Source organism: Catenovulum agarivorans DS-2, from assembly GCF_000568405.1.
Classification (GTDB): domain Bacteria; phylum Pseudomonadota; class Gammaproteobacteria; order Enterobacterales; family Alteromonadaceae; genus Catenovulum; species Catenovulum agarivorans_A.
The window spans coordinates 1-14,169 of record NZ_ARZY01000045.1 but is presented as its reverse complement, the minus strand read 5'-3'; the positions used below and the strand labels follow the sequence as shown (position 1 = coordinate 14,169).

The window sequence follows — 14,169 nt, the reverse complement described above, 5'->3', positions numbered from 1 at the left end:
ATTGGGTCACGTTTTTATGCGGTTTTAGAAAATCATGCTTCGAGTATGCTTGTAAGCACTGAGTTTAAAGCGCTGCAATTAAGCCACTTTGCGACTTAACTTATTCTCAACATGCTCTGGAAATTGCACTTGCGCCCACAACGACTTCAACAAACTCGCAGTGTTGTCGTAATCACCTGCAAGGATCCAATCTATCAAAGGTTGCGGATCAGATGGGAAGATGACTCGACCACCATCATTCTGCGCTAACCAATTCTCAACACTGTCAAAATTAAGGTTTTCCATCACAGAAGCTAACCCCATTAACTCCAAAGTATAAGCATTACTCGCTTGTTCAAATTGGCCTGATAATGGTTTAAGTAAAATGCGTTTGCCGTAACATAAAGCTTCGCTGGATAATTCAAACCCTGCGTTGGCGATTATGCCTTTGCTGTTGCATAAGTCTTGTTTAAATCCTGTGCGGCTAAGTTTTCGGTAGCTTATGTGGTCTTCGTCTTTGTCTGCTGTGATATCAGGGTGATAGCAGTAAAATTGATAGTCGCAGAAATCCGCCAGCAATAATTTAATTTGCTCGAGCGATTCAAACGGTAAGTACACCATTATTTTGTTGTTTTGGCACTCGAGTTTTTCAGGTGCTTCTATAAATGGTGGGATGATGTCTGCGCCAAAGTGGTACCAGTGTACACCCAAGTTATGACGGCATGGCGCAAAGTATTTGAGTATTTGCTTGTCGGTCCATTTTGCGTCTTTGCTTGGGATATCCTGCATAAACGCTGCTTGGTGCGATATATTAATGCTGGCGATGCCTTGACGTTTGGCTGCCCATGCGCTGATGGGTTCGAAGTCGTTTAGTACGACGTCGTAGCTTGACAAGTCTAAGCTTTTTACGTCCTTCCAAAATTTTTTTAATTCTACTTGCTTGAGGGTCGAGAATAATGCGAGTTCACCGTCTTTGCTGGAAAACGACATGCCTTTGCGAACTTGGTAGTCACCAAAGGGTTCCATGTCAAAAAACTTGTCGGCGTCGCGACCTGAGAATAAATAATCTACTTCTATGCCTAGTTCGTTGAATCGTTTTGCCATGATCCGAGCTCGGCTTATGTGGCCATTCCCTGTGCCTTGTACACCATAAAAAATCTTCATATATCTATAATATCCATCCTAAACTTAACCAAGCGCTAACCATGCCTAGTAATGCGCCTGCGATTATATCTGTTGGGAAATGTACTCCTAAAAGTACGCGTGATAAGCCAATGAACGACGCCCAGCTATACGCTAATACGGTATAGCTTGGATAAAATGCGCTAATTAGTGTTGCCATTAAAAATGCGGCGGCTGTATGGCCTGATGGCAAGCTGAATTTATCGCTTGGTTCTATATGCGCTGATACTAATAAGTCGCTTGGTCGTGCGCGTTTAAAGGCTTTTTTCAACATAAAGTACGATGGCAGTTCCATTAAAAATGCAACTAGTCCGACCGCTAAAAACCAAATGCCTTCGTGCTCTAATAGCGCGAGTAAGATGGCGAGTGCGATATAAAAATGTCCGTCGCCTGTTTTTGAGATCAATCGAACCCATTTCATGTCGCGATTTTGCGTATGTGAGAATATCCAGCCAAATAATTGTTGGTCTTTTTGGGTAATGATGTTCATAACACAATGCCTGATTACTGTACTTTACTGTGCTGATGTTATGATTTTTGTGTGACTGTTGTTTGAACCAAATTGGTCAAAAATGTGACAAATTTAACCATTGGATCTCGTTTCAACTGCTGTTTATAATAGACGAAATTTCTTTTCCTATAAGGTAGTTAACCATGGAATTCAGTACCTCTTTATTATGTGATACCTATACCGATATGATTGATGTTGTTGAGCCTATTTTTAGCTCATACGGGGGTATAACCAGTTTTTATGGGGTTATTACCACGGTTAAATGTTTTGAGCACAATGGTTTGATTCGCCAGGTGTTGTCGGAAGATGGTAGCGGTAAGGTTTTGTTAGTTGATGGTGGTGGTTCTAAACGCCGTGCGTTAATTGATGCTGAACTGGCGGAGTTAGCTTGTGCCAATAATTGGGAAGGGTTAATTGTTTATGGTGCTGTGCGCGATGTTGATGAGTTAGAAGAGATTGATTTAGGCATTCAGGCAATTGCTTCGATTCCGGTTGGGGCTGATGACGATGAAGCCGGTGAGTTAGACGCCGCGGTTAATTTTGCCAGTGTTACGTTTTTGCCTGAAGACTATGTGTATGCCGATACCACGGGCATTATTTTGTCGCCAGAGCCTTTAGAGTTAGATGATTTGGTTGAAGATTAAGTTGATTGCTAAATTGACTTTTAAGTTACTGTAAATATTTTTACAGTAAGTTTTCTTACAGTAGGTTTATTTACAGTGGTATGTTGGTGCTTTATAGTTAACCTTTAGTTCTTATGTGGGTTGGGGTTAAATGCACAAATTTTATAACCGAGAAAATGAGCTTTTAACTTTAAAACGGGTTTCTAGCAATTTAGAGCACAGCAAAGGTCAATTGAGTGTTATGGTTGGCCGTAGGCGAGTTGGTAAAACAAGGTTGTTGAATGAGGCTTTTGCTGCTGGCTCACATCGGTATTTGTACTTTTTCATTAGTAGAAAAACAGAAAGTTCTTTGGTTGATGAGTTTGCTCAGGTTATTCGTAGTGAGCTGTCGGCTAAATTTTTCCATCCTCAGTCGCTAAGAGATATTATTGAGTTTTTGCTCGAGTACGCTAAAACTCAGCCTCTGACGGTTATTTTTGATGAATTCCAAGATATAGATAAAGTCAACGCGGCGTTGTTTTCTGAGCTACAAAACCTTTGGGATAGCTATAAAACCAGCGCTATGATGCATTTAATTTGCTGTGGCTCGTTATTTAGCATGATGGTGAAAATCTTTAAGGGTAAAGATGAGCCCTTGTTAAATCGTGACGACCGTTTTTTTAGAATCCAACCACTGCAGCCGTCTTATATCGCCGATGTTATGAAGGATCATCAACAGTTTAGTGCTGAGAATTTGTTAATTTGGTGGTGCTTATCTGGTGGTATTCCTAAATATTTAGAGTGGTTGACGGTATTTTCGCAAGAGTCTGAAGATATTTTTGAAGCTGTGATCTCGGAATTTTCGCCTTTTATTAAAGAGGGGACTCATAGACTCGTCGAAGATTTTGGTACTGAGCATAGGGTTTATTTTGATATTTTAGGTGCCATTGCTAAGGGCAATACCAGCAGAAATAAGATTGAAAATTACTTAGGAATGGGTGTTGGCTTGCACTTGGAGCATTTAGATAACAATTTTAATGTTATTAGTAAAAACCGTCCGATCACTTCAAAGGAAACTTCGCGTGATGTGCGTTACAGTATTGCTGATCCTTTTCTGAAGTTTTGGTTTAGGTTTATCCATGCCAATAAGAGTGCGGTTGAAATGGAGAACTATACTTATATTCGGCGTCATATTCAGCGTGACTTTGAGGTGTATTCGGGCAGCGAATTGGAGTCTTTGTATCGAGCTATTTTAATTGAGTCAAAGCAGTTTGGTCGCATTGGCGGTTATTGGGATGCAAAAGGCCAAAATGAAATTGATGTTGTTGCGATAAACGATTTAGATAAGCATATCTTAATTGCTGAAGTTAAACGCCAGCACAAAAAATACAACCAGCAAAAGTTAATTGAAAAGTCTCAGGGTTTGTTGCAAAAACTTAAGCTGAAAGATTATACGGTGAGTTATCACGGATTGTCGTTAGATAATCTTCAAGAGGTTATGGCAGCCCCACCAGGACTCGAACCTGGATCGATCGCTTAGGAGGCAATTGTTCTATCCTGTTGAACTATAGGGCCATTTTGTGCCCTTTAGTATACTTATTTTTCCGCTATGTTGAACCCATTGTGTCGCGAATTTATGTAGAGTCTAGATTAATTGAAAATTATCGACATGACCCAAAGAAAAAATTTAATTGATAGGTATAATGTCTTTCATTATCGGCAAATTTCACAAGAAGAATTAATACAGAGGAATATATGACTAAACCTGTGGTTTTTAGTGGTGCGCAGCCAAGTGGTGAGTTAACAATTGGTAACTACATGGGCGCGTTACGTCAATGGGCGAGTATGCAAGGTGAATACGATTGTTTGTTTTCAATTGTTGATTTGCATGCGATTACTGTGCGCCAAGAGCCTGAAAAGCTGCGTAATGCTTGTTTAGACGGTTTAGCTTTGTATTTAGCCTGTGGTATTGACCCTGATCAAAGCACGATATTTTTGCAGTCGCATGTGCCTCAGCATACTCAATTGGCGTGGGCGTTAAATTGTTATACGCAAATGGGTGAGTTAAATCGTATGACGCAGTTTAAGGATAAGTCTGCAAAGAACGAGAATAACATTAACGCGGGTTTGTTTGCTTACCCGACTTTAATGGCGGCGGATATTTTGTTGTATCAAGCTGACCAAGTACCTGTGGGTAATGACCAAAAGCAGCATTTAGAGTTAAGCCGTGATATCGCTACGCGCTTTAATAATGCTTATGGTGAGGTTTTTAAGGTGCCTGAACCTTATATTCCTGAAACTGGCGCGCGTATTATGAGTTTACTTGAGCCGACTAAAAAAATGTCTAAGTCGGATGATAATCCAGGTAACTTTATTGGTTTGTTGGAAGACCCGAAAAAAATTACTAAAAAAGTGAAACGCGCAGTGACTGACTCGGATGAGCAGGCGCGTATTTATTTTGATGTTGAAGAAAAAGCGGGTGTTTCTAATTTATTAACTTTGTTGTCGTGTGCAACTGGTAAGAGCATAGAGTCGTTAGTGCCTGAGTACGAAGATAAAATGTATGGTCATTTAAAGAAAGACACTGCCGAAGCTGTGGTTGCTTTGCTTGAGCCGATTCAAACGCGTTTTGCTGAAATGCGTTCGCAACAGGACTTTTTAAATAAGGTGATGTTGCAAGGTGCTGAGCGTGCTTCAGAGCGTGCGCAAGTTATGCTAGATAAAGTTTATGACGCAATTGGTTTTATAGCAAAACCGAAAAAATAAGCTAGTATTTAGTTAGCCGCTCAAATTGTTGGGCGGTGCAATTTATAATTGAGTTTCACTATGCAAGCAAAATGGTTACGTGTTGATTTATTAGTCATTTATTTTGTGTGTTTATTCACTGCAACAGTGCAAGCGCAAAGTAAAACGCATGTTTCTGGCTTTGGATCTATCGTCGGTTATCACGCAGACAGTTCTGAGTTGGCATTTCGTACGAATATCGCTTCTTCTGAGTCTGGCTCGCGTGGTGAATTTGAGTTACTCGACTTGAGTCTGGTTGGTTTTCAAGTTAATCACCAGTTTAACCCGCAATGGGATTTTGTCAGTCAGGTGGTGTTTCGGCGCGAAAGAACCGATGACTTTTCTGATCGCGTTAAAATTGCAACGCTCAATTATAGTCCTAACCCTGAGTGGTTAGTTCGTGTTGGCCGCTTTTCGCCCAAACTCTATCTTTTAAGTGACACGCGTTTTATTGGCTACAGCCAAGATACGGTTTATCCGGTTCACGATTTTTATGCGCAAATACCTGTCAGTAGTATTGATGGCATTGATGTTGGCTTTCAAAAACGTTTTGGCCGAATGTTTTTAGCGGCTAATGCTTATACTGGCAATAGTGATGTGTGGGTGAATATTGAAGGCTTTGATGTTATTACCCCATTAAAAGATCTTTTTGGGGCGAATGTTGCGATTGAATATGGTAGCTGGTTGTTTAGAGCTGGTTATACTAAAGCAACACATGATGGCTACAATGTCGACCAAAGTGTAGAGCAGTTTGCGAATACATTGGCTGCGCCACCGCCTGCACTGGGTTTACCCGGTTGGAATGGTGCGGTTGATCTTTTGAATGCCTATCGAATTAAAAATACTGATTTTAGTTATTCTTCATTGGCTGTTGAATATAATAAGCTTGATGGTTATTGGCGAGGCGAGCTTGGCAAGCTAGCAACTGATTCTTATTTAGCACCCGATAGCATTGCGGGTTATGTCCAATATACCCATAGGCTGGGCAAGCTTTCACCCTTTATTGTTGTGTCTAGTATCAGTACTGAAGATGGTTATCAACCTTCAACTCAGCCATCTCCGTTGTTATTGGCCGCCTTGTCTGCTGCCACACAAACGGATGTTGCGCAATCGTTAGACGCAATTGTGCAGTCGTTAAACGTAAAATACGAGCAGCATAGTTTAACTTTAGGTTTTCGCTTAGATTTACAAGCAGATATCGCTTTTAAAGCGCAAATCCAGCGTGCTTGGGTACATAAAGATGGCGCGGGTTTGTGGTTTAGGGATACGGTTGCGCGTAACCCTGCTGAAGTGGTCAATATTTTAGCTGTTGGCTTAGATTGGGTGTTTTAATATGACAAAAATTGCCCATAAAGTATTTGCCGCTTCTTTATTAATGAGCTGTAGTTACACTGCAGCCGCCGAGCTTGTTGTGGTTGTAAACAAAGAGAATCCGGTTGAACAGTTAAGCCTGACTAATGTGATAGATATTTATACTGGTCGCTATATGGCGTTTCCAAATGGCACTTCTGCTGAGCCGGTCGATTTACCTAATGAGTCTAGCTATAAAGAAAACTTTTATTTTCAAGCGACTGGCTTGTCGCTGGCAAAAATTAATAGTTATTGGGCTCGGCTTAAATTTACCGGGCGCTACTTACCCCCAATTGAGTTAGACACCCCAAGTGATGCGTTAAAGTATGTACAAAAAAATCCAAATGCTGTTGCTTATGTGGATGAGCAATATGTGACAGATAAGGTTAAAGTGGTTTACCGCTTTTAACTTTTTGTGCTGGATTTATTCTTGCCATTGGTAGATGGCAAACGCGTTTTTCCCCTGCTTTTTAACTTGGTACATGGCATGGTCTGCATGGTCAAATAGTTTGTCGAAGTCTTTGCCTGATTTAGGATATAAAGCCGCGCCAATACTGCTTCCTATCTGGGCGGTGGTATCGTCATCAAGTTGAATCGGCACGGCGGTCGCCTGTACTAATTTCTCGGCTATTATCTCTACTTCTGTTTGGTTTACATTGGTCAGCACAATTAAAAATTCGTCGCCGCCCCATCTACAGACAATATCTGATTTTCGTGTCAGTTTTCGATATCGGTTTGCTACTTCAATCAGTACCGTATCGCCCGCGTCGTGGCCGTAGGTATCATTTACTGCTTTAAATCCATCTAGGTCGACTAACAGTAGCGCAAATTCTGGGGTGAGCTCGCTGGTGTCGAGAATTTTTTCGATTATTCTGCGGGTTGAGCGACGGTTTTTAAGATGGGTCAGTGTGTCGTGGTCTGCTTCAAATTCAGTTAGTAACAGTTTTTGACGTGCTTCGGTAATATCACTGATGATGACAAACACGTTTATTTCCCCAAACATGTTTTCTGCTTTGTTAAAGGTTAAGTCAAACCATTGTGCTTCCATGTCGCTGTCGGTTGGTTTGCGCACCTCTATTTCTATGGTTTGCGAAGTATTTAGTTTGGGGTAGTCGAGTATTTTTTGTTTAATTTCATCTACTTCAAATGATATTTTTTCTAACCAATTGTCATCGTACACAACCTCATGCTGGCCACTGTTTTTATACCAAAGCTCTTTAAATTTGGGATTAACAGATAACAAGTTTAATTTTTCGTCAGTGACAACCAGTGCGCTGGTGGATATGTCACAAATCATTTTAAAGTTGCTGGCGAGTTTTTCTTTTTGTGCTGATAAGTTTCGTTCGTGTTGCAAGCGCTCGTCTAGCTTTGCGAGCATTCTATTAACTATGTTTCTGATTAACCCGAGTTCGTCACTGCGCGATTGCGTGGTGAGTCTGTCGGTTTCTTCGTGGGTAAAGTCGATGTTTTCTAATTCGTCTGCGAGCATTGCAATTGGGTGTGAAACCAATAGATAGGTTATCACTAAGGTACAAATTGCGATAATAAATACGATGAGGAATATACTGGTGATCGCGCTGGTAACTTGCGATAACGCTTTGTCTTCAACCGAACTGATATTTTTGTAGATTCGCAGTTCGCCTATTATTTCGTTAGCGTTAAACGGCGAGTATAGGTTTTCTGTATGTAATTGTGCTTTATCGCAGTGAATAGCGCGTAACTGCTTTAATTTGGGGCTGGTAATTTCGGCACATTCGACAACTGTATTTTTTAGTAAGCCTGAAATTACATCGTTGGCTAATGGTTCGTCGTTCAGGTAAGCTGCGGCTGAAGCTGTGCTATATACAGTGGCAGCTAAAGACTGTATGGTTTGATCGGCTTCTAATTGGCTGTTTTTTAAGATATGCGAGTACGACAGCAATGAAATAAGTATGCCGGAAACAATTGCAACTAAAGCGACGAGCAAGGTTAATTTTATGTTTATTTTCATACTTATGATACAGCTTTACAGGCTACCTTAGCTTTATATAAACTTGGCGATGTATTTAATATAGCCTAATTAAAACATTATCGGAGTCAAATTTGATGGAATTTATTCACTTATTAAATAGAAACATCATTCATTTTGTCAGTATATTGTTACTGTTAGTTAATTTTTGTGCAATAAATTCTGTTCATGCGAATGACTCAGCCGCGACTACGGTTAGGGCGTCTTCAATTGCGCTGCGTGGTCAGCCTGCTTATCCGGCCAATTTTAAACATTGGAATTATGTTAACCCAAATGCGCCACAAGGTGGTGAGATGGTGTTGGCGACTCAAGGCACTTTTGATAATTTTAATCGTTACGCCATGCGCGGGTCGTCTCCTAGTGGAATTGAAGGATTATTTGATTCTTTAATGGTTGCCAATGATGATGAAATTGAGGTGTATTATGGCTTAATCGCGCAAGAGGTAGAATACCCTGCAGATTATTCTTGGATTAAGTTTTACCTGAATGAGCAAGCCCGTTTTCAAGACGGTAAAAAGATTAGCGCGTCTGATGTCGCATTTTCGTTTAATACCTTTATGAAAGATGGTGTGCCTCAATTTAGAAAGATTTATCAAGGCGTTGAGGTAGCCGTTGAGAGCGATTCTGTTGTTAAATTTACTTTGCCACGTTCTGACAAAGCGTTGATGCTTGGGCTGGCAAGTTTGACTGTTTTGCCAGAACATTATTATAAAGACAAAGCTTTTTCTGAGCCTTTTAAGCAGCCACCTTTAGGCAGCGGTGCGTATGTGGTTGGGGATTATGAAATGGGCAAATATATTGTTTACCAACGTAAAAAGGATTATTGGGCACGTAACCATCCAACCAAGGTAGGCACGCTAAACTTTGATAGTGTCCGCATTGATTATTATTTAGATGAAACAGTGTTAATGGAGGCCTTTAAAAAAGGCGAATATGATTTTAGAACGGAAAATATTTCTAAAAACTGGGCGACTCAGTACGTAGGTGAGGCATTCGACAAGGGTTATATTGTAAAAGCTGAAATTGCTCATCAGTTGCCTTCGGGCAATCAAGCTTTTGTATTTAATGTACAGAAGCCGCAGTTTAAAGACCGACGTGTCCGCCAAGCATTAAATTTGTTATTTGATTTTGAATGGACCAATAAAAATTTGTTTTATGGTTCGTATACGCGCAACTTCAGCCATTTTATGAATACGCCATATGCTTCAACTGGTTTACCGCAGGGCGAAGAGTTAGAGATTTTGCAGCAATACAAAGGCAAAATTCCGGATGAGTTATTTAGTAAACCTTTTGCATTAAATAAAACTGATGGCAGCGGTAACATTCGCCGCGAAATGCGCAAGGCACTCAGTTTGTTTAAACAAGCAGGTTACACCACTAAAAATAATAAATTGGTCGATGCCAATGGCAAGCAGTTTGAATTTGAGATTTTGTTATACAGTGCGTCGATGGAACGCATTGTCATGCCATTTAAAAAGAATGTTGAGCGCATTGGCGCAAAAATGAATATTCGTTTGGTGTCGGACGCTTCGCAGTATATTAATCGTTTGCGTGAACGCGAATTTGAAATGGTGGTCTCACATATGGCGCGTGGCGGCTTTCCGGGCGAAATTTTGCGTCTTGAATGGCATTCTGATTATTTAGATTCAACTTACAATGCAGTTGGGGCGTTAAACCCTGTTGTTGATGAGCTGGTTGAAAAAATTATGCAGTATCAAGAGAATGATGAAATGTTGATCCCGCATGCGCGTGCGTTAGATCGCATTTTATTATGGGAGTATTACACCATTCCGCAGTGGCATGTGTCTGAGTATCGGGTTGCTTATTGGAATAAGTTTTCTCGTCCGAAAACTTTACCTAAATATGCTTTAGGTGAAAGCACTTGGTGGTACGATGAAACTAAAGCGAAAAAACTACCTCAAAAGAAACAATAATTTAAACCTAAACATTAAGTAGTAGTAATTAATGACAGCATATATTCTGCGCCGCCTACTGCTGGTGGTGCCAACCTTTTTTGCGATTATTGCACTAAACTTTTTTATTATTCAGTTGGCTCCGGGCGGGCCGGTTGACCAATATATTGCCGCTCATTCAGGGATTGGTGATGAAAATGTAATGCAGCAAAGGTTAAGCGGTGCAGGCTCTGATGGTTTAGACCAAGCTCAAGGTGAGGGCGGTAATTACCGTGGTGCGGGGGGCTTAACCGATGAAGAGATAGCTGAAATTGAAAAACGCTTTGGTTTTGATAAACCCATTAGTGAACGCTTTTGGGAAATGCTCGGTAACTACGCCACTTTTGATTTTGGTGAGAGTTTGTTTCGCGGCAAAGCGGTTGTTGACTTAATTATTGAGCGTTTGCCGGTTTCTATCTCACTTGGCCTGTGGTCTACTTTAATTATTTATCTGATATCCATTCCGCTTGGCATTCGCAAAGCGATTAAGCACAGCTCTAATTTTGATATTTGGACCACAACAGTGGTGTTAGCCGCTAGTGCTATTCCTGCATTTTTATTTGCGGTGTTATTGGTAATTTTGTTTGCCGGTGGCAGCTTTTTAGATTGGTTCCCGCTGCGTGGTTTAACTTCAAATAATTGGGAAGAATTAAGCCTGTGGGGCAAAATTGTTGATTATTTTTGGCATATGACTTTGCCGATTATTGCCACTGTGATTGGCGGTTTTGCTGGTTTAACTATGCTGACTAAAAACTTGTTTTTAGATGAAATTAACCGTCAGTATGTGATGACCGCTCGCGCCAAAGGCTTAACCGAAAATAGCATTTTATATAAACATGTGTTTCGCAACGCTATGTTGGTGATTGTTGCTGGTTTGCCAGCCTCATTAATTGGTGTGTTTTTTGGCAGCTCACTTATTATTGAAATTATCTTCTCGTTAGATGGTTTAGGTTTACTGTTTTACGAAACCACGGTGCAGCGTGATTATCCGGTTATTTTTGCCACCTTGTATGTATTCACCTTGGTTGGTTTATTGCTGAATATTATCAGTGATGTGATGTATATGGTGATTGATCCACGAATTGATTTTGAGGCACAAAAATAATGGCGTTAAGTGCAATTAATCAACAAAGATGGGCGCGTTTTAAAAGTAACCGCCGAGCCTTTTATTCGTTATGGTTGTTTTCAATTTTATTCTCGTTTTGTTTGTTGGCTGAGTTTATTGCCAATGATCAGCCGATTGCCATTCAATACAAGGGTCAGTGGTATAGCCCTATATTTGTTGAATATTCTGAGACTACTTTTGGTGGTGAGTTCGATTTAGCCGCCGATTATCGCGACCCATATATTCAAGAGTTAATCGAAGAGGCGGGTGGCACGATTTATTGGCCGCTTATTCCTTATCATCATTCAACCATTAATTATGATTTGCCGACACCTGCACCGAGTGCGCCTACCGTGGATAATTGGCTAGGTACGGATGATAAAGGCCAAGATGTGTTAGCTCGGGTGATTTATGGTTTTAGATTGAGTGTTTTATTTGGTTTTGCCGTTACCATAGCTTCGGCCATTATTGGGATTAGTTTGGGCGCTGTGCAAGGCTTTTATGGTGGCTGGGTGGATATTTGGCTACAAAGGTTTATGGAAATTTGGGGTGGTTTACCTCAGTTGTTTATGCTGATTATTTTGGTGAATTTTATTACCCCGAATGTTGCTTGGCTGATTTTTATTACTTTGTTATTTGGCTGGATGGGTTTTGTTGGTGTGGTGCGCGCTGAGTTTTTGCGTTGCCGTAATTTTGAATATGTGTTGGCAGCGAAAGCCATGGGCATGTCGGATTCAAGGTTAATGTTTAAACATATTTTACCCAACGCTATGGTAGCCACTTTGGCTATGTTGCCGTTTAGTTTGTCTGGCTCTGTGACTATTTTAACTTCACTCGACTTTTTAGGTTTTGGTTTGCCACCTGGCGAGCCGTCGCTGGGTGAGTTGTTGGCGCAAGGTAAAGCGAATATTCAAGCGCCTTGGTTGGGGTTAACGGCTTTTGGTTCGCTTGGGCTTATTTTGATGTTGTTGGTTTTTGTTGGCGAAGGTATTCGTGATGCATACGATCCGAGGAAGAGTTATTAATGGCTGATGTAGCGACTTTAAGCATAAATAATTTATCTATTGGATTTCGCCAAGGAGAGCAGGTTCGCCAAGTTGTGCATGAGGTGAATTTTGCGATTAATCAAGGTGAGACTTTAGCTTTGGTGGGTGAGAGTGGCAGTGGTAAGTCGGTTACCGCGATGTCGGTTTTGCGTTTGTTAGCCGAGCCGCCAGCTCAATATTTATCAGGTGATATTTTATTGGATGGCGAATCGGTTTTATCGGCTAAACAGAGCCAGTTGCGTAAATGGCGTGGTAATAAAGTTGGGGTTATTTTTCAAGAGCCTATGATGTCGCTTAACCCTTTGCATACAATTGAGCGCCAGTTAAGCGAAACCTTAGCAATTCACCAAGGTTTGTCACTTAAACAAAGCCGTCCTGTTATTTTAGATTGGTTGAATAAAGTGGGCATTCGTAATGCTGAATCGCGCATGACTGATTATCCTCATCAGTTTTCGGGTGGTGAGAAGCAGCGCATTATGATTGCAATGGCGTTGATTAATACCCCTAAGTTGTTAATCGCTGATGAGCCTACCACTGCGCTGGATGTGACTGTACAGGCGCAAATTTTGCAGTTGATTAAGAAGCTTAAAGCGGAAATGAATATGGCTGTATTGTTTATTAGCCATGATTTAGCAGTGGTGCGGCAAGTGGCTGATAAAGTTGCAGTGATGGAACATGGCCACATTGTTGAGCAAGGTGATAGCGAGCAAGTATTTACTAACCCGCAGCATCCTTACACGGTTAAGTTAATTAATGCTGAGCCGCCGGATAGGTTTTGTTCGACGCCTGAAAATGCTGATTTGTTGGTTAAAGCGGACAAGCTTAAAGTGTGGTTTCCGATTGAACGTGGATTGTTGCGCCGTGTTGTTGGTCATGTGAAGGCGGTTGATCAGATTGATTTTGAGATCAAGCAGGGCAGTGCGTTAGGGGTTGTTGGTGAAAGTGGCAGTGGTAAAACGACTTTATCAAAAGCTTTGTTGCGTTTGATTGAGTCGGAAGGTGGTTTGTCGTTCGCTGGTAAAGATTTGAATAAGCTTTCTAAGGCTGATTTAGTCAGTTTACGCCGTGATATGCAGTTTGTTTTTCAGGACCCGTATGGCAGTTTGAGTCCACGTATGTTGGTGAGTGAGATTATTGGCGAGGGGTTGGAAATTAATAATTTGGGTGATGCGCAGTGGCGTGAGCTGCAAATTATTGAGGCGATGCAGGCGGTTGAGCTTGACCCTGATATTCGTCATAGGTATCCGCATGAGTTTTCTGGTGGACAGCGTCAGCGTATTGCGTTGGCTCGTGCTTTGGTGATGAAGCCGAAGTTTATTATTTTGGATGAGCCTACGTCGTCGTTGGATCGCACTGTGCAGTTTCAGGTGTTGCAGTTGCTTAAGCGTTTGCAGCATGAGTTTAATTTGACTTATTTGTTTATTAGTCATGATTTGAAGGTTGTGAAGGCTTTGTGTGATCAGGTTTTGGTTATGCGTGCTGGTAAGGTTGTTGAGTGTGGTTCGTGTGAGCGGGTGTTTAATGCGCCTGAGCAGGATTATACTAAGCAGTTGATCGCGACGGCTTTTTAGTGTGTTGAAGCGCTGTAAGTATGGTGCAATCAAGATTGCTGCAAGTTCGGTGCAATATATGGAAATTACTAGACCATAA

12 protein-coding genes and 1 tRNA gene are annotated in these 14,169 nt (G+C 41.1%); 9 read left to right on the top strand and 4 right to left on the bottom strand.

Annotation, left to right across the window (positions count from 1 at the left end; genetic code table 11):
* Positions 1–78: 78 nt before the first annotated feature.
* Positions 79–1,143 carry an MJ1255/VC2487 family glycosyltransferase gene (locus DS2_RS17135; RefSeq protein ID WP_035016149.1) on the bottom strand — a complete coding sequence of 355 codons (1,065 nt, stop codon included), beginning with the start codon at positions 1,141–1,143 and terminating at the stop codon, positions 79–81.
* 4 nt (positions 1,144–1,147) lie between these two features.
* Entirely contained in the window at positions 1,148–1,651 is a 504-nt protein-coding gene (locus DS2_RS17130; RefSeq protein WP_035016147.1) for a phosphatase PAP2 family protein, read from the bottom strand.
* Between the two features lie 164 nt (positions 1,652–1,815).
* Between DS2_RS17130 and rraA the strand changes: the two genes are divergently transcribed.
* Positions 1,816–2,316: a ribonuclease E activity regulator RraA gene (rraA, locus tag DS2_RS17125; RefSeq protein WP_035016146.1), complete on the top strand. Its 501-nt coding sequence runs from the start codon at positions 1,816–1,818 to the stop codon at positions 2,314–2,316.
* A gap of 130 nt (positions 2,317–2,446) precedes the next feature.
* Entirely contained in the window at positions 2,447–3,814 is a 1,368-nt protein-coding gene (locus DS2_RS20080; RefSeq protein ID WP_051479970.1) for an ATP-binding protein, read from the top strand.
* Here the strand turns inward: DS2_RS20080 and DS2_RS17120 are convergent.
* Positions 3,774–3,849: transfer RNA gene (locus tag DS2_RS17120), tRNA-Arg, on the bottom strand. The genes DS2_RS20080 and DS2_RS17120 overlap by 41 nt on opposite strands.
* Before the next feature lie 180 nt (positions 3,850–4,029).
* Here DS2_RS17120 and trpS point away from each other — a divergent pair.
* Genes trpS through DS2_RS17105 form a run of 3 tightly spaced genes read left to right on the top strand, consistent with a single transcriptional unit; the run spans position 4,030 to position 6,817 of the window.
* On the top strand, positions 4,030–5,040 hold the full coding sequence (gene trpS, locus DS2_RS17115; RefSeq protein WP_035016144.1) for a tryptophan--tRNA ligase: 1,011 nt from the start codon (positions 4,030–4,032) through the stop codon (positions 5,038–5,040).
* Between the two features lie 60 nt (positions 5,041–5,100).
* Positions 5,101–6,390: a hypothetical protein gene (locus tag DS2_RS17110; protein WP_035016142.1), complete on the top strand. Its 1,290-nt coding sequence runs from the start codon at positions 5,101–5,103 to the stop codon at positions 6,388–6,390.
* A 1-nt stretch (position 6,391) separates the two neighbouring features.
* The gene (locus tag DS2_RS17105; protein WP_200870160.1) at positions 6,392–6,817 is read left to right on the top strand and encodes a hypothetical protein; all 426 of its coding nucleotides are present in this window, start codon (positions 6,392–6,394) and stop codon (positions 6,815–6,817) included.
* 15 nt (positions 6,818–6,832) lie between these two features.
* On the opposite strand, the gene DS2_RS17100 is transcribed toward DS2_RS17105, so the two are convergent.
* Positions 6,833–8,398, bottom strand: coding sequence for a GGDEF domain-containing protein (locus DS2_RS17100; protein ID WP_235188637.1), 1,566 nt, complete (start codon positions 8,396–8,398; stop codon positions 6,833–6,835).
* Between the two features lie 95 nt (positions 8,399–8,493).
* On the opposite strand from DS2_RS17100, the gene DS2_RS17095 reads away from it, so the two are divergent.
* From DS2_RS17095 to DS2_RS17080, 4 genes are read left to right on the top strand one after another with little or no spacing between them, the layout of a single operon-like run.
* Entirely contained in the window at positions 8,494–10,350 is a 1,857-nt protein-coding gene (locus DS2_RS17095; RefSeq protein WP_081754319.1) for an extracellular solute-binding protein, read from the top strand.
* A gap of 31 nt (positions 10,351–10,381) precedes the next feature.
* Positions 10,382–11,473 (top strand): microcin C ABC transporter permease YejB, encoded by a 1,092-nt coding sequence (locus DS2_RS17090; protein WP_035016141.1) that lies wholly within the window; start codon positions 10,382–10,384, stop codon positions 11,471–11,473.
* Positions 11,473–12,498 (top strand): ABC transporter permease, encoded by a 1,026-nt coding sequence (locus tag DS2_RS17085; protein ID WP_035016139.1) that lies wholly within the window; start codon positions 11,473–11,475, stop codon positions 12,496–12,498. The genes DS2_RS17090 and DS2_RS17085 overlap by 1 nt, the downstream gene beginning before the upstream one ends.
* Positions 12,498–14,090 carry an ABC transporter ATP-binding protein gene (locus DS2_RS17080; protein WP_035016138.1) on the top strand — a complete coding sequence of 531 codons (1,593 nt, stop codon included), beginning with the start codon at positions 12,498–12,500 and terminating at the stop codon, positions 14,088–14,090. Before DS2_RS17085 ends, DS2_RS17080 begins: the two co-directional genes overlap by 1 nt.
* The last annotated feature ends 79 nt before the right edge of the window (positions 14,091–14,169 follow it).